The 15,952-nt window shown below is 60.5% G+C and carries 12 protein-coding genes; all 12 read left to right on the forward strand.

The features are described 5' to 3' along the window. Positions 1 to 41: 41 nt before the first annotated feature. The 12 genes from VN623_RS00005 to bamA all read left to right on the forward strand — a co-directional run bounded on the left by VN623_RS00005 (position 42) and on the right by bamA (position 15,843). Complete coding sequence (locus tag VN623_RS00005; protein ID WP_325566828.1) at positions 42 to 764, forward strand: ABC transporter ATP-binding protein; 723 nt, start codon at positions 42 to 44, stop codon at positions 762 to 764. A gap of 76 nt (positions 765 to 840) precedes the next feature. Further along, a complete protein-coding gene (dnaE, locus tag VN623_RS00010) occupies positions 841 to 4,380 on the forward strand; it encodes a DNA polymerase III subunit alpha (RefSeq protein WP_325566830.1) in 3,540 nt (1,179 codons plus the stop codon). A 470-nt stretch (positions 4,381 to 4,850) separates the two neighbouring features. Beyond that, a complete protein-coding gene (locus tag VN623_RS00015; protein WP_325566832.1) occupies positions 4,851 to 5,189 on the forward strand; it encodes a hypothetical protein in 339 nt (112 codons plus the stop codon). A 314-nt stretch (positions 5,190 to 5,503) separates the two neighbouring features. After that, positions 5,504 to 6,493: a 30S ribosomal protein S2 gene (locus VN623_RS00020; RefSeq protein WP_325566834.1), complete on the forward strand. Its 990-nt coding sequence runs from the start codon at positions 5,504 to 5,506 to the stop codon at positions 6,491 to 6,493. An 85-nt stretch (positions 6,494 to 6,578) separates the two neighbouring features. Further along, positions 6,579 to 7,505, forward strand: a complete 927-nt coding sequence (gene tsf, locus VN623_RS00025; RefSeq protein WP_325566836.1) for a translation elongation factor Ts — start codon at positions 6,579 to 6,581, stop codon at positions 7,503 to 7,505. Positions 7,506 to 7,612: 107 nt separating this feature from the next. Continuing rightward, positions 7,613 to 8,347 (forward strand): UMP kinase, encoded by a 735-nt coding sequence (pyrH, locus tag VN623_RS00030; RefSeq protein WP_325566838.1) that lies wholly within the window; start codon positions 7,613 to 7,615, stop codon positions 8,345 to 8,347. An 84-nt stretch (positions 8,348 to 8,431) separates the two neighbouring features. Next, the gene (frr, locus tag VN623_RS00035; RefSeq protein ID WP_325566840.1) at positions 8,432 to 8,995 is read left to right on the forward strand and encodes a ribosome recycling factor; all 564 of its coding nucleotides are present in this window, start codon (positions 8,432 to 8,434) and stop codon (positions 8,993 to 8,995) included. A gap of 92 nt (positions 8,996 to 9,087) precedes the next feature. Further along, positions 9,088 to 9,834, forward strand: a complete 747-nt coding sequence (locus VN623_RS00040; RefSeq protein WP_325566842.1) for an isoprenyl transferase — start codon at positions 9,088 to 9,090, stop codon at positions 9,832 to 9,834. A gap of 8 nt (positions 9,835 to 9,842) precedes the next feature. After that, positions 9,843 to 10,715, forward strand: coding sequence for a phosphatidate cytidylyltransferase (locus tag VN623_RS00045; RefSeq protein ID WP_325566844.1), 873 nt, complete (start codon positions 9,843 to 9,845; stop codon positions 10,713 to 10,715). Further along, on the forward strand, positions 10,681 to 11,964 hold the full coding sequence (locus VN623_RS00050) for a 1-deoxy-D-xylulose-5-phosphate reductoisomerase (protein WP_325566846.1): 1,284 nt from the start codon (positions 10,681 to 10,683) through the stop codon (positions 11,962 to 11,964). The genes VN623_RS00045 and VN623_RS00050 overlap by 35 nt, the downstream gene beginning before the upstream one ends. 68 nt (positions 11,965 to 12,032) lie before the next feature. Beyond that, positions 12,033 to 13,181, forward strand: a complete 1,149-nt coding sequence (gene rseP, locus VN623_RS00055) for an RIP metalloprotease RseP (RefSeq protein WP_325566848.1) — start codon at positions 12,033 to 12,035, stop codon at positions 13,179 to 13,181. A 259-nt stretch (positions 13,182 to 13,440) separates the two neighbouring features. After that, positions 13,441 to 15,843 (forward strand): outer membrane protein assembly factor BamA, encoded by a 2,403-nt coding sequence (gene bamA / locus VN623_RS00060; RefSeq protein WP_325566850.1) that lies wholly within the window; start codon positions 13,441 to 13,443, stop codon positions 15,841 to 15,843. Positions 15,844 to 15,952 lie beyond the last annotated feature (109 nt).

Below are 15,952 nucleotides of genomic sequence, written 5' to 3' on the forward strand. Positions count from 1 at the left end.
CGGCTCGATCCTGTCGAAGCGCTGCGTTACGAGTGATGCAAATGGAACAGACCGTCGCCGGCAGAACGCTTGCTCCGATTTTGCAGCTCCAGGGCGTGACGCGATCCTTCCGTCAGGGTCCGCGCGAGATCGTCGTTCTTCAAGGCGTCGACGTCGCGCTATGGCCCGGCCAGGCGGTCGCGTTGGTTGGGCCTTCCGGCGCCGGAAAGTCGACGCTGCTGCACATCACGGGCCTTTTGGAATCGCCGACGAGTGGCCGCGTCATCGTCAACGGCCGGGACTGCGCGACGCTTTCTGAATCCGAGCGAACGCGGCTGCGACGCACGGAGATCGGCTTCGTCTACCAATTTCATCAGCTGCTTCCCGAGTTCTCGGCGCTCGAGAACGTCGTGATCCCGCAGCTGATCCTCGGCCGTCGCAGAAAAACTGCGGAAGCGCGGGCCCGGGCACTTCTTACCAACCTCGGGCTCGGCGACAGGATCGAACATCGCCCCGCGGAACTTTCAGGTGGGGAACAGCAGCGCACCGCCATCTGCCGCGGCCTTGCCAACGCGCCGAAGCTGTTGCTTGCCGACGAGCCGACGGGAAATCTCGATCCGCACACGTCCGCGCACGTTTTCCGCGAATTGATCGAGCTCATTCGCCGTCAGGGCGTTGCCGCGCTCATTGCCACCCACAACATGGAACTTGCACGGCGCATGGATCGAGTGCTGCAGGTCCAGGATGGAAGGCTCGTTGAGATTTCAGCGGCTTCTGCGTTCTGAGGTTTGTCTCGACTGGGCCGTGGATAAAAAAGCCGCCTTTCGCGCATGAGGTGCATCATGTCTATACATAATCGACATGGACCATTCGATTCCCCCATCGAGCCCTCAGTTCGTGCACCTCAAGGTGCATTCAGCCTATTCGCTGCTTGAAGGCGCGCTGCCGATCGCAAAGCTCGCCAAGCTGGCGGCAGCAAATCAGTTCCCGGCGCTCGGTCTTACCGATACCAACAATCTCTTCGGGGCTCTCGAATTTTCCGAAAAGCTTTGGAGCGCCGGCGTGCAACCGATCGTCGGCTGTACACTCGATGTCGACTTCGGCGATAATCGCGACACGCAGCCTTCGGCGCTTCGCGTTCTAAGCAATGAGGCGCGCGTCAAGCCCGCCGGAAAAATCGCGCTGTTCGCGATGAATGCCGAAGGCTTCGCCAATCTGATGCGGCTTTCGAAGGTTCTTTATTTTGAGCCTGCGCTCGACGAAGCGCCGCACGTCAAAATCGCGCGGCTCGAGGAAGCTTCTCGTGGGCTCATAGCGCTGACGGGTGGTCCGCAGGGACCGATCAATGCAGCGCTCCGAGGCGGGCAACGCGACCAGGCAATTGAGCGGCTGAAGACGCTCGAGAAGATTTTTGGCGATCGTCTTTACGTTGAGCTGCAGCGGCACGGGCTCGCAGAAGAAGCCGACGTCGAACCCGAGCTTCTGGAGTTCGCCTACAGCCGGCGCTTGCCGATCGTCGCGACAAACGAGTGCTATTTTGCGGTGCGGGCTGACTACGAAGCGCACGATGTGCTGCTGTGCATTGCCGATGGGCGTTACGTCGTCGAGGACAATCGCCGCCGGGCCAGCCCAGAACATTATCTCAAAAGCGAAGCCGAAATGGCGGCGCTCTTTGCAGATCTTCCGGAGGCGTTGGCAAACTCGGTCGAAATCGCGATCAGATGCGCGTTTCGTCCGCTGGGGAAGAAGCCGATTCTGCCGCGCTTCGTGGAGGGCGACGACAGCCTGAGCGAAATCGAAAATTTCCGCCTCGAAGCTGCCGAGCTGAAGCGCCAGGCCAAGGAGGGATTGATACATCGCCTTGAGACGGCGGGATTGGCCGCGGGCTTCACGCAGGAGGATTACGACAAGCGCCTCGCCTACGAAATCGACGTCATCACGCAGATGAAGTTTCCCGGCTACTTCCTTATCGTCGCCGATTTCATCAAGTGGTCGAAGGCGAACGGCGTCGCCGTCGGGCCGGGACGCGGATCGGGTGCCGGCTCTCTCGTCGCATACGCGCTGACGATTACCGATCTCGACCCGTTGCGCTTCGGGCTTCTCTTCGAACGCTTTTTGAACCCCGAACGCATTTCGATGCCGGATTTCGACGTCGATTTCTGTCAGGAGAAGCGTGACCGCGTTATCGCTTACGTTCAGCGCAAGTACGGCGAGAACCGCGTCGCGCAAATCATCACGCACGGCAAATTACAGGCGCGTGCCGTTCTGCGCGACGTCGGCCGCGTGCTGCAAATGCCGTACGGGCAAGTCGACCGGTTGTGCAAGCTGGTGCCGAACAATCCCGCCAATCCCGTCACGCTAAGGCAAGCCATCGACGGCGAGCCGAAACTTCAGGAAGAGCGCGATCGCGAACCGATCGTGGCACGCCTCCTGGAGATCGCCGAAAAGCTCGAGGGACTTTACCGTCACAACTCGACGCACGCCGCAGGCATCGTCATCTCCGATCGGCCGCTCGAGGAGCTTGTGCCGCTTTATCGCGATGCGAAGTCGCCGCTGCCGATTACGCAATACAACTGGAAAATGGTCGAGGCGGCCGGCCTCGTCAAATTCGACTTCCTCGGCCTGAAGACGCTGACCGTACTCGAAAAGGCCGTCGAACTGGTTCGTCGCGGACGTGGCATCGCCGTCAACCTTGCGGCGCTGCCGCTCGACGACAAGCCCACGTACGACATGCTCGCGAAGGCAGACACCGCCGGCGTGTTCCAGCTCGAAGGTTCGGGCATGCGCGAAAGCTTGAAGCGGCTGAAGCCCGACCGCTTCGAGGACATCATCGCGATGGTGGCCCTCTATCGCCCGGGCCCCATGGACAACATCCCGACCTACATCAATCGCAAGCACGGTGAAGAGCCCGTCGAATATCTCCATCCGATGCTCGAAGGGATTTTGAAAGAGACCTACGGCGTTATCATCTATCAGGAGCAGGTGATCCAGATTGCGCAGGTTATGGGCGGATACACGCTCGGCCAAGCCGACCTGTTGCGACGCGCGATGGGCAAGAAAGACAAGGCCGAGATGGCCGCGCAGCAGCAGCGTTTCGTCCAGGGCGCGCTCGCCAACGGCGTCAAGCGCGACGACGCGATCAACATTTTCAATCTCGTCGATAAATTTGCAGGCTATGGATTCAATAAATCGCACGCCGCCGCCTATGCGCTCGTCAGCTATCAGACCGGTTACCTGAAAGCGCACTTCCGCGAGGAATTCTTTGCCGCGTCGATGTCGCTCGACATGGGCAATACCGATAAGCTCTCGATGTTTGCTTCCGAAGCGCGCAAGTCAGGCATCGCGATGCGGCCGCCGAGCGTCAACGTCTCGGGCGTCGACTTCGGCGCCGAGCCGCCGGTGGGCGACGCCAAATCCGGCGCCATTCGCTATTCATTGGCCGCGCTGAAGAACATCGGTTCCGGTGCGGTCGAAACGATCGTCAGCGAGCGCGAAGCCAACGGCCCATTTGCCTCGCTTGCCGATTTTGCGAGCCGCGTCGATGCAAAGGCACTGAACAAGCGCGCCATCGAAACCCTTGCCAAAGGTGGCGCCTTCGATGAATTCGAACCAAACCGCGCACTGGTCGCCGCCAACCCCGATACGATTCTCGCGATGGCGCAACGGCGGACGTCCAACGAAGCGCAGGGCACGACCGATCTTTTCGGCGGCGGCGGCAAGGCCGCCGACATGGCGTTACGGTCGGCGGACGCCTGGACACCGATGGAGCGTCTCTCAGCCGAGTTCGAGGCCGTCGGCTTCTATCTTTCGGGTCATCCCCTCGACCAATACGAGGGCATACTGACGAAACTCGGCGTTCGGCGCTTCAGCGAATTCGAAATCCTGGCGCAACGTGGCGCGACCGGAGGTCGCCTGGCCGGCATCGTCATCGCTGCGCGAGAACGGCGCTCGCAGAAAGGCAACAAATTCGCGTTCGCGACGTTCTCGGATGCCAGCGGTCAATTCGAGGCCGTCATTTTTTCCGACACGCTTGCCGCTTCCCGTGAACTTCTGGAGCCCGGCACGCCTGTCATCGTCAGCGTCGAGGCAGAGCGCGACGGAGAAACGTTGAAGATGCGCGTCCAATCGGTCGAGGCGCTCGATAAGGCCGCCGCCAACGTGCCGCGCAATTTGAAACTGGTTCTGGATTGCAAAAACATTGCGTCGAATGCCGCGGGGCTTTCGGAAATCAGCGGACGGTTGCAGTCGCGGCCGCGCGGCGGCGAGGTGCGGATCGTTCTTCCGCTCGACGATCGCCGTTGCGAAATGGAATTTGTCCTGCCGGGGCGCTACGACGTCTCGCCACAAGAGGCCGGGAAGTTAGCGGCACTCGCATTCGTGGCGGAAGTCATCGAGGTCTAACACCATCGGTTGCGGGTATTTATGTAACAGTCTCTCTCCCTAAAAATTCGAGCAGCGAACGACGGCTTTGTTATCGGGTAAGCGTTAAGGGTCAGACGCTTGTTGCGTCCTTATCAGATAGGAGCCCTCAATGAAGAAGAGCTTGATTGTAGCAGCGGCACTCGCTGCTATGACCTTCGGAGCCGCGAATGTGGCTTCCGCCGGCGTTGCCGGAACCAGCCTTGCTGGCATTAGTACTCATGCCGACACTCAGATCACGGATCAGGTCGGGTACCGTTATCGGCATTGGCGGAACCGGCATCACCGCAAACATTGGGTTTGCTCGTGGCGTCATCACCGCAAGCACTGCTGGTGGCGCTAACCTCGCGCCCTAGTTGGGACGGAGGCAGTGCTGCGGCACTGCCTTCTTCTGACACAGTTCGGGTGCATAGCTCCTCACGTAAGAGCTGGACGATAAACGAGGTTGAATCATGTCGAAATTCTATATGATCTTGTTGAGCGGCTTGCTGTTCGCGCCTGCCGCGTATGCAGCGCCGATGAACGCGGCTGACATCAAGAAAAATCTGGACGCGGCGGCGTCCGATCCTGCCAAGGTCACGGCTTACTGCGCCATGTCGAAAAAGATGGACGAAGTCGGCGACGACCAGAAAAAGGCCGAAGCGGCCGGCGACGAAATTGATGGGTATTTCAAAACGCTTGGCGATGGCTTCCAAGACGCCTGGGATGCCGGGCAGGATGCTGCCGACGGTTCGCCGGAAGCAAACGCAATGGACGAGGCGATGACCGCGCTGGACACGAAGTGCAAGTGACGAAGGTCGGCTTCTGACCTAGTCACCGAGCGGCGACTACAAAATCCCTAAGGCTCTTGGCGCACTGCGCACCGGATTCAGTATTCCGGTTCGCGGTGCGTTTTGTTTCGGAATGAAGGCCAGACTGCGGTCGATCGACCGCTTGCGCCCGGGCGTGATCGCCCCTATACACCCCCCATCTCACACGCGAGACTTTGCGCTTTGCGGATAAAAAGCCCCGCATAGCGCTCCGGTGGAGAAACGCAAGCCTTTGAAAAGTCTTGCTGATCTCTTCTCCGTCTCGCGGAGGTCTAACCGGAAAAAGGACTATTGCGATGGCACTTCCCGCCTTCAACATGCGTCAGCTATTGGAAGCTGGCGTTCACTTCGGCCACCAATCTCACCGCTGGAACCCCAAGATGGCACCGTTCATCTATGGGTCGCGGAACAAAATCCACATTCTCGATCTGACGCAGACCGTGCCGATGCTGCACCAGGCGCTGCTCAAGGTTTCCGAAACGGTCGCTGGCGGCGGGCGCGTGCTCTTCGTCGCGACGAAGCGGCAGGCCTCCGATGGCATCGCCGAAGCTGCAAAGCGCAGCGCTCAGTACTTCATCAATCATCGCTGGCTTGGCGGCACGCTGACGAACTGGAAGACGGTTTCGCAATCGATCCGCCGTCTGCGCCAACTCGACGACATCCTCGCCGACCCGCAGGGCCGCACGAAAAAGGAAGTCCTGACCCTGCAGCGCGAGCGCGACAAGCTCAATCAGTCGCTCGGCGGCATCAAGGACATGGGCGGTACGCCGGACCTTCTCGTCGTCATCGACACGAACAAGGAAGCGATCGCCATCCAGGAAGCACGCAAACTCGGCATCCCGATCGTGGCGATCGTCGATACCAACTGCGATCCCGACGGCATCGATTATCCGGTTCCCGGCAACGATGACGCCGGTCGCGCAATCACGCTTTATTGCGACCTGATGGCGCGCGCCGCTCTCGATGGCATCGAAAGAGCGCAGGGGTCGTCCGGTGTCGATGTTGGGGCGTCTGAATCGCCGCCGGCTGAGGATCTGCCGAAGGTCACTTTCAAGGGCATCGAGGCACCACGCGGCGAAGCCGACGATCTCAAGCGCATCATCGGTATCGCACCGAAGCTCGAGCAGCGGCTCAACGATGCCGGCGTCTATCATTTCTGGCAGATCGCCGATCTCGACGCCGAGTATGTTGCAGCACTCGATCGTCAGCTGAAGCTGAAGGGCCAGATCGCCAAGGAAGATTGGGTCGGCCAGGCCAAGAAACTCGTTGAGGCCGCCGCAGTTTAAGTTTGAGCCCGCGCGACGTGCTCGAAGCGCGACGCAATCTTACAATGAGGCGCCCGTGCGGCGCCTCGAACCGCATAGGTGACAGATGACGACGATCACCGCCGCAGATGTGAAGAAGCTGCGCGACATGACCGGCGCAGGCATGATGGACTGCAAGACGGCGCTGACCGAAACGGGCGGCGATATCGAAGCGGCCGTCGATTGGCTGCGCAAAAAGGGCCTTTCGAAAGCTGCGAAGAAATCGGGCCGCATTGCCGCTGATGGCCTCATCGGCATCGTCGCAAAGGGCAGGGAAGGCGCCGTCGTCGAGGTGAACTCGGAAACGGACTTCGTTGCGCGTAATGAGCAGTTCCAGACGCTTGTGCGCGATATCGCCGGGCTCGCTCCGGCAGCCAAGGGCGATCTGAAAAAGCTCCTCGCGGCGACCTATCCCGGTACCACGAACACTGTCGAAACGCATGTCCAGGAAATGGTCGCGACGATCGGCGAAAATATGACGTTGCGTCGTACCTCGGCACTCGCCGTCAAGGAAGGCGTCGTCGCCGATTACGTGCACAACCGCGTCGCCGACGGTCTCGGCAAAATCGGCGTGCTCGTGGCGCTCGAGAGTGCCGGTGACGAGCCGACCTTGTTCGAGGTCGGCCGCATGCTCGCGATGCACGTCGCGGCGGCAAGTCCGCTTGCCCTCGATATTTCTGCCGTTCCGGCCGAAGTGCTCGATCGCGAGAAGGCCATTCTTGCCGAAAAGAACCAGGGCAAGAAGCCGGAGGTTCTTGAAAAGATCATTTCCGGTGGCCTCAAGACGTTCGCCAAGGAAAACTGCTTGCTGGAGCAACAGTACATCCACGACTCGACGAAGACAGTCGCTCAGGCCGTCAAGGAAGCCGAGAGCCGGGCGGGCGCGGCCATCAAGGTTACGGGCTTTGCGCGGTATGCGCTGGGTGAAGGTATCGACAAGAAGGAAGAGGACTTCGGTGAAGAAGTCCGCAAACTGGCGAGCGGCGGGCGCTAGTCGAAATCGCGCCGCTGGCCGGAATCGCTTTGTCGCGCTAGGTATCGGCCGGCCGGTCTCGTCGATCGGCCGGTTTTTCGTGCGGTCTCGGTAGGAGCGGCAGGCAAATGACAGCCCCCCGGCCAGAACTCAAATACAAGCGGCTGCTGCTGAAGCTTTCGGGCGAAGCGCTGATGGGCAAGCAGTCCTACGGCATCGACATGTCGGTCGCCGATCGATTGGCGAATGACATCGCCGAGACGGCCGCTGCGGGCGCCGAGATTGCCATCGTTGTTGGCGGCGGCAACATCTTCCGTGGCCTGACCGGCGCGGCGAAGGGCATGGACCGGGCAACCGCCGACTACATGGGCATGCTCGCCACCGTGATGAATGCGTTGGCCTTCCAAAACGCACTCGACCACCGGGGCGTACCAGCCCGCGTGCTGTCGGCGATTCCCATGCAGACCATTTGCGAAAGTTACGTGCGCCCGAAAGCCCTGAGCTACATCGGCAAGGGCCACGTCGTGATCTTTGCCGCAGGTACCGGCAATCCCTTCTTCACGACCGATACGGCGGCAGTGCTGCGCGGCATCGAGATGAATTGTGACGCGGTCGTGAAGGCGACGCAGGTTGACGGGGTGTATTCGGCGGACCCGAAAAAGGATTCCAAAGCGAAACGTTTTGACCGGCTCAGTTATTCGCAGGTTTTAGCGAACGATCTCAAAGTAATGGACGGCGCGGCCATCGCACTTGCCCGCGACAACGGACTTCCGCTAATTGTGGTTTCCATCGAAGAGCCGGGAAATCTCTTGAAGGTCGTGCTTGGACAAGCGCGTCAAACCATCATCGAGGGAACCGGCTGACAAACCGCCGTAGCGTTCGAGCCGCCGCGTCGCGAACTGCGGCTGGGGCGGATCAGCGCATCGCGTGCGCTGGGAGGATCAGACATGTCTTTGCCGAACCACGACATCAGTGAGATCGAAAAGCGGATGCGCGCGTCGATCGATGCTTTAAAGCGCGAATTTTCAGGACTGCGGACCGGGCGCGCAAGCGCCAATTTGCTCGATCCGGTGCATGTGATGGTCTACGGCGCGCGAATGCCGCTCAATCAGGTCGCGACCGTCTCGGTCCCCGAGCCGCGGATGATTTCGGTCCAGGTTTGGGATCGATCAAACGTCCAGGCGGTTGATAAGGCAATTCGGGAAGCCAACCTCGGCCTTAATCCCATCATGGACGGGCAGATACTGCGTCTCCCTATTCCTAGCCTCACGGCGGATCGGAGGCAGGAACTCGTGAAACTCGCGCATAAGTATGCAGAGCAGGCGAGGATCGCCATTCGCAACGTCCGGCGCGACGGCATGGACCTTCTGAAGAAGCTCGAGAAAGACGGCAAGATGAGCCAGGACGATCATCGCGGTAATTCCGAGAAGGTTCAGGAATTGACGGATCGGCTCATCAAGGAGGTTGACGCGACTCTCATCACGAAAGAGGCTGAAATTCAGAAGGTATGACGTGTTTCGCGTGGGCGTTCCGGGCGCCGTACGATCTTTGAAGCGCCTTTCGAGCATTTCGCCATAGAGGGCTATTCGACGGTGCCGCAGGAATGAAGCATTCCGACAACGGATTCGAAAACCTGACACCACCGCGCCACGTCGCGATCATCATGGACGGCAACGGGCGCTGGGCCAAGGAGCGAGGGCTGCCGCGGACCCTCGGTCATCGGCAAGGCGTCGAAGCCGTGCGCAGGGCCGTTCGCGCCGCGATGGAATTGAAGATCACGTATTTGACGATCTTCAGCTTTTCTTCCGAAAACTGGAAGCGGCCTGCCGAAGAAGTCGACGATCTTATGGGCCTGATGAAGCGCTTCATTCGACGCGACCTCGCCGAACTGCACGAAGCGGGGGTGTGCATCCGCATCATCGGCGAGCGCCAGCAGGTCGATAGCGAACTGATGACTCTCATCGACGAGGCCGTCGAACTGACGCGCGGCAACGACAAGCTGACGCTCGTCATTGCGTTCAACTATGGCTCGCGCGGTGAACTCGCGAGAGCGGCGCGCCGGCTTGCCGAGCAGGTTGCTGCCGGTCAAATCGATCCCTCGGAGATCACCGTCGAGCGGATGGCGAATGCGCTTGATACCTCCGGAATTCCCGATCCCGATCTGCTGATCCGGACATCCGGCGAAATGCGGTTGTCGAATTTTATGCTGTGGCAGACCGCTTACTCGGAATTCGTTTTTCTCGATTGCTATTGGCCCGATTTCGACAAGGCGGCTTTCGAAGGAGCAATCCGCGAGTTCCGCGCCCGTGAGCGCCGCTTCGGCGGTTTGACGAAGCGGTCAACCGCGTGAGGACGCCGATGCCTGCAGACGAGCCAGACGATCAGCCGGAGACTTTTTCGAAACGTTTCGGAATTTCGTCCGGCGAACTAAGGGAACGCGCCGTCTCGGGTCTTGTGATAGCGCTTCTGGCGCTGGTCATGGTCTATTGGAGCCCGAAGGCCTTTGCGGTGCTGACGTTTCTGGTCGCTGCCGCGATGAGCTGGGAATGGGGAAGGATCGTCAGGGGACCGACGCCCGATATCGGCACCCTTGTCCACATCCTTGCCGTCCTTATCGCGGCTGTCCTCACCGCCTCTGGAATGGCCGGGCTCGGCGTTGCCGCCGCCATCGTTGGCGCCATCGCCGTATCAGCGCTCGTCTTCGGGAGTGGCCGGTCGCAACTCTCGGGCGCGGGCGTGCTTTACACGGCATTGCCCGTCATCGCGCTTGGTTGGCTCCGAGGCGATGAACCTTTGGGATTTGACGCCGTCCTCTTCGTATTGCTGACGGTGGCCGTGACCGATATCGCGGCTTATCTCTCCGGCCGGTCGATCGGCGGTCCGAAGCTCTGGCCGCAGGTTTCGCCGAACAAAACCTGGTCGGGGCTCATCGGCGCAGTGGTCGCCGCCGCAATCGTTGGCGCGCTTTTCGCCACAATCTCGGGGACCGGCGCGGCGCACTGGCTTGCAAGCCTCGGGTTCATTATGGGACTAGTGGCACAGGGCGGAGATTTGGCGGAGTCGGCCTTGAAGCGGCATTTCAATTTGAAGGACGCAAGCGATCTGATCCCGGGTCACGGTGGCTTCATGGATCGAATGGATGGCATCGTCACGGCGAGCATCGCTGCGGCTTTGATCGCCTTCGCGATCGACGCCTATGCGCCCGCTCGCGCTCTTCTCTACGGATCTTGATGTTATGGCGGTAACGGCGAGCGTTCCGAATAGGCCAGTTGTCCGCGTGCCGGTCGTTGAGTTTGGCGCGCCGGACGCATCCGCGCCGATGCGGCTTTCCGTTCTCGGCGCCACGGGCTCGATCGGAAAAAGCACGCTCGATCTCGTCGGTCGCGCGCCGGATCGTTTTGAAATCGTGGCGCTGACGGCGCAGTCGAACGCCCGCGAGCTTGCAGTCCTCGCCCGGCGGCATCGCGCCCGGCTTGCGGTCATCGGTGACGACGCTCAGCTCGCCGAACTTCGCGATGGACTCGCCGGAACCGGAATTCGCGCCGCCGCAGGATTGGAAGCGCTCATCGAAGCCGCCCTCATGCCTGCCGATTGCGTCATGGCGGCAATCGTCGGCGCGGCGGGCTTGCGTCCGACGTTCGCAGCCGCATCCTGCGGGGCTCGCATTGCGCTCGCCAACAAGGAGTGTCTGGTCTCGGCGGGGCATGTGTTTACGGCCGAAATCGCGCGTTCCGGCGCTGAGCTTCTGCCCGTCGACAGCGAACATTCAGCCGCCTTCCAGGCACTTTCCGGCGCCGATCCGAAGGCGATCGAAAAGATCGTTCTCACCGCTTCCGGCGGACCGTTTCGCACCTGGGCGCGCGAGGCACTGGAGGCGGCGACACCCGAGCAGGCTCTCAAACATCCGAACTGGTCGATGGGCGCCAAGGTCACCATCGACAGCGCGACGCTGATGAACAAGGGCCTTGAGCTCATCGAAGCCTTCCACCTTTTTCCGGTGCCTGCCGAGGCCCTCGATTGCGTCATCCATCCGCAGTCGATCGTCCATTGCCTCGTCAGCTACGTCGACGGCTCGGTACTTGCGCAGATGGCGTCGCCCGACATGCGCACGCCGATCGCAGTGGCGCTCGCATGGCCAAAGCGCATGGCGGCGCCGACGGAAAAGCTTGATCTGGCACGCCTCGGATCGCTGACTTTCGAAGCACCCGATGAGGTCCGCTTCCCGGCCTTGGGCGTCGCGCGAGCGGCGTTGCGGCGGGGCGATACAGCGCCTGCGGTGCTCAACGCCGCCAACGAAGTCGCGGTCAAAGCTTTCCTCGATAGACGGCTCAAATTTCTGGACATCGCCGCGCTTGTCGAAGCAACGATTGAAGAGGCAGAGCGTCAGGGTGCCATATGCCAGGCGCACGGCCTCGACGACATATTGCATATTGATGGCCTCGCGCGCCGGCTGGCCGTAGAAAAACTGAATGGCTATTGAGGCGCGGCGTCCTTAAATTGAATGCTCTCGGCTGTTACTGCAGCCTGTCGCTAAGGGATTGATATTAAATGGACTATTTGTCGACGCTGGCCACCAGCATTTGGCAGTACGGGATCATGTTCCTGCTGGTGCTGACGCTCGTCGTCTTCATCCATGAACTCGGACATTTTCTCGTTGCGCGCTGGTGCGGCGTGGCGGTCAAGGCGTTTTCGATCGGCTTCGGACCGGAAATCTACGGTTTCTACGACAAGCACGGCACGCGCTGGCGGTTTGCCTGGATCCCGCTCGGCGGTTACGTGAAATTCATCGACGACGATAATCCGGCGTCGGCACGCGCTTCCGCCCAAAGGCCGATGTCCGCCGAGGAGCGCAGCGGCGCGTTCCATTCCAAGTCGGTAGGCGTAAGAGCCGCCGTCGTCGTCGCCGGTCCCGTCGCCAACTTTCTTCTCGCGATTGCGCTCTACGCTGGGCTCAACGCCGTCGTCGGCGTTCGCGTCCTGCCGGCCTACGTCGATGCGGTGGTCGCCAACTCGCCGGCCGCCCGCGCCGGCTTCATGCCCGGCGACAAGATCGTTGCGATAGGCGACGATAAAATCGAAAGATTTGATGATCTTCAACGCATTGTCGGCTCGAATGCGGGACAGGAACTGACCTTCACGGTCGAGCGCGGCGGCGAGACGCTGAAGCTCAATGCGACACCGAATGCCGATGAGCAGAAAGATGCGCTGGGCCGCACGTTCAGGCGCGGTCTAATCGGCATTCAGCGGTCGGTTTCGCCGGACAAAATCAGCACCAAAGCCGTCAGCATCCCCGAGGCGATTGTGCTCGGAGTGCAGGAAACCTACACCAATATCACCCAGGCCCTCGGCGGCATCGGCGATATCATCACCCGCAAGCAGTCGGCCGAGCAGATGGGCGGCCCGATCATGATGGCCGAGGTGACCGCCAAGGTCGCCGAACTCGGCATCGACCCGATGCTGCGCTGGATCGCGTTCATTTCAGCCAATATCGGCTTCTTGAACCTGCTTCCGATACCGATTTTGGACGGCGGACACCTTATGTTCTACGCCTACGAAGCGGTTCGGGGAAAGCCGGCAGGCGAACGCCTACAGCAAATGGGCTTTCAGGTTGGCTTGGCGCTGCTGATGATGTTGATGGTTTTCGTGAATTTCAACGACATTATGAACGTTTGGCGGCGGCTGACCGGTACCGGCTAGAGACGTGCGGAATCATCCGCGAGTGGCGTAAACTTGCCACTTTGCGAGGCCTTGCTGAATCGTTAAAAGCGATATGTTGCGCAGCAGGTTAAACTTCGAATCGGCGGGGGCCGTGAAGAAGTGCAAAAGGCTGGCTGCGCAGGACGACGATACGTGACGACCTAAGTGAACGATAAAAACACGACGCATGAGTGTGACGCTGCCGCCGACAGCGCGCATGTGTGATGGGGGTCGGCGGCACACGGGGGCTATTCCGCGTATGCAGAGAATTGAGATCATCCTGGCGGGCTTTATGCGCCTGATGCTGGCGCTTGCAGTTGCCTCGCCGATGATCGCGATGGGGGATGCCACCTGGACGTCAGGTGCTGCGTTTGCTCAAGGCGTGATCAAGAACATCGAGGTCGTCGGCAATCGTCGCGTCGAGCCGGAAACCGTCCGATCCTATCTACAATTCGCGCCCGGCGATGCCTACAACGCCGGCAAGGTCGACGCCTCGATCAAGGCGCTGTTCGCCACCGGGCTCTTCGCTGACGTTGCGATCGACAACAAGGGTCCGACCGTCGTCGTCAGGGTCACGGAAAACCCGGTCATCAATCAGGTGGCATTCGAAGGCAACAGCGAGGTCGATACCGCGACGCTGACCGGCGAAGTCCGGCTCAAGCCGCGATCGGTGTTCACGCGCGCCAAGGCTCAGGCCGATGTGCAGCGCATTCTCGACGTCTACCGCCGCCAGGGGCTTTTTGCCGCAAGCGTCGAGCCGAAGCTGATTCAGCTCGAGCAGGATCGCGTCAATCTCGTATTCGAAATTACCGAAGGCAAGGCGACGAAGGTCAAAGGCATCAACTTCGTCGGCAATCACGCCTTTTCCGATAGCCAGCTGCGCGACATCATCTCGACAACGCAGCAAGGCTGGTTTGATTTCCTCAAGGGTACGTCCGTCTACGATCCGGACCGGATGAATCTCGATCGCGAATTGATCCGCCAGTACTACCTGAAGAACGGCTACGCCGACGCCAGCGTCACGGCAGCCAACGCCGAGATCGATCCGGACGGCACCGGCTTCCTCATCACCTTCGCCGTCGAGGAGGGCCAGCTCTACAACTTCGGCGCCGTGCAGATGGAAAGTTCTCTGCCCGACGTGTTGCCGCAGGACTATCAGGGCCAAATTCTCACCCACGCCGGTGAAACATACGACGCGTCCGAAATCGACAAGACGACGGAAGCGTTGACGCTCGCCATCGCCGAAAAGGGTTACGCCTTCGCTCGCGTCCGTCCGCGCGCTATTCCCGATACGACGGCCCGCACGATTGGCATCACCTATGTCGTCGATGAAGGTCCGAGAATCTACATCGAGCGCATCAACGTCATCGGCAACGATCGCACGAAGGATTACGTGATCCGCCGCGAGTTCCGGCTTGCGGAAGGCGATGCCTTCAACGGCATGCTTGTCGATCGCGCCAAGAAACGCCTGCAGGGTCTGGGCATCTTCAAGAATGTCGATGTCAAGCGACGCCCGGGCTCAGCGCCTGACCGCGTCGTGCTCGACGTGGTGGTGGAAGAACAGTCGACGGGCGAGCTTTCGTTCGGTGCCGGCTACTCGACGAGTGAAGGCGTGATCGGCGACGTGTCGATCACCGAACGCAACTTGTTCGGCAACGGCCAGTACTTGCGTCTGGCTCTCGCCGGTTCGTTCGAGCGTATGCAGGTCGACCTGTCGTTCACCGAGCCGCGCTTCCTCGATCGCAATCTCGCTGCAGGTTTCGACCTCTACTACAAACAACTCGATTTTCAGCAAGAGTCCGGCTTCGATCAGCAGAAAGTCGGCGGCCAGCTTCGCTTGGCATTCCCGATCACGGAAGCCCTGTGGATGCAGACGCACTACTCGATTTCGCGCGATCAGATCTTTAACGTCGCGAATGATGCATCGTTGGCGATCAAAGAAGCATGCGGTGACACAAACCTGAAAAATAATTTTGAGGCGAACTGCAAGGACGACTCTTATTGGACGTCGCTTGTCGGTACGACGATCACGTACGACAAGCGAAACAATGCGAAGACGCCAACCCGCGGCTTCTACCTGCAGTTGGATGACGACTTCGCCGGCGTCGGCGGCGACGCCCAGTACTGGCGCGTCAACGCCGAAGCGCGCGGCTACTATCCGGTCACCGAAAAGATCACGTTGGTTGGCCGTGCCATCGGCGGCCATATCGAGGGCTGGGGCGGCGACGACGTCCGCCTTCTCGACGCCTTCTTCAAAGGTGGTGAGACGATCCGCGGCTTCGACCGTGCCGGTTATGGTCCGCGCGACTTGAGTTCAAATAACCAAGACGCGCTGGGTGGTCAGACGTATTGGGCCGTAACGGGCGAGATTCGCTTCCCGCTGCCTTATGTGCCAGACGATCTCGGCCTGAGCGGCGCCGTCTTCGCCGATGCCGGCTCGCTGTTCGATGCGACTGGCGGCGCAGAGACAGCGCTGGCCGGTTGCATTAAGAACGGCAAACCCTGCCTCGCCGACAGCTCTTCGATCCGATCGTCGGTTGGCGCCAGCTTGATGTGGAACTCGCCGGTCGGCCCGATCCGCATGGACTTCGCCAAGGTCTTGACGAAAGAAAGCTTCGACCAGACTCAGTTCTTCCGCTTCGGCGCCTCGACAAGGTTCTAAAAGCTTAACGGCACGAAGGCCGGCGTCACCGACGCCGGCCTCAGCCGAGGTGGCCCATTGCCGCCTGTTTGAGCCAGGGCTTGCAAACGCCCTCGCGGTCGTCCATTCA

Origin of the sequence: Hyphomicrobium sp. (assembly GCF_035572195.1) — a bacterium.
Lineage (GTDB): Bacteria > Pseudomonadota > Alphaproteobacteria > Rhizobiales > Hyphomicrobiaceae > Hyphomicrobium_B.

What these genes read in the sequence shown, in the direction of transcription:
- VN623_RS00005 (WP_325566828.1), top strand. Translation starts at nt 42, where the DNA reads ATGGAACAGACCGTCGCCGGCAGAACGCTTGCTCCGATTTTGCAGCTC.
- dnaE (WP_325566830.1), top strand. Translation starts at nt 841, where the DNA reads ATGGACCATTCGATTCCCCCATCGAGCCCTCAGTTCGTGCACCTCAAG.
- VN623_RS00015 (WP_325566832.1), top strand. Translation starts at nt 4,851, where the DNA reads ATGTCGAAATTCTATATGATCTTGTTGAGCGGCTTGCTGTTCGCGCCT.
- VN623_RS00020 (WP_325566834.1), top strand. Translation starts at nt 5,504, where the DNA reads ATGGCACTTCCCGCCTTCAACATGCGTCAGCTATTGGAAGCTGGCGTT.
- tsf (WP_325566836.1), top strand. Translation starts at nt 6,579, where the DNA reads ATGACGACGATCACCGCCGCAGATGTGAAGAAGCTGCGCGACATGACC.
- pyrH (WP_325566838.1), top strand. Translation starts at nt 7,613, where the DNA reads ATGACAGCCCCCCGGCCAGAACTCAAATACAAGCGGCTGCTGCTGAAG.
- frr (WP_325566840.1), top strand. Translation starts at nt 8,432, where the DNA reads ATGTCTTTGCCGAACCACGACATCAGTGAGATCGAAAAGCGGATGCGC.
- VN623_RS00040 (WP_325566842.1), top strand. Translation starts at nt 9,088, where the DNA reads ATGAAGCATTCCGACAACGGATTCGAAAACCTGACACCACCGCGCCAC.
- VN623_RS00045 (WP_325566844.1), top strand. Translation starts at nt 9,843, where the DNA reads ATGCCTGCAGACGAGCCAGACGATCAGCCGGAGACTTTTTCGAAACGT.
- VN623_RS00050 (WP_325566846.1), top strand. Translation starts at nt 10,681, where the DNA reads ATGCGCCCGCTCGCGCTCTTCTCTACGGATCTTGATGTTATGGCGGTA.
- rseP (WP_325566848.1), top strand. Translation starts at nt 12,033, where the DNA reads ATGGACTATTTGTCGACGCTGGCCACCAGCATTTGGCAGTACGGGATC.
- bamA (WP_325566850.1), top strand. Translation starts at nt 13,441, where the DNA reads ATGCAGAGAATTGAGATCATCCTGGCGGGCTTTATGCGCCTGATGCTG.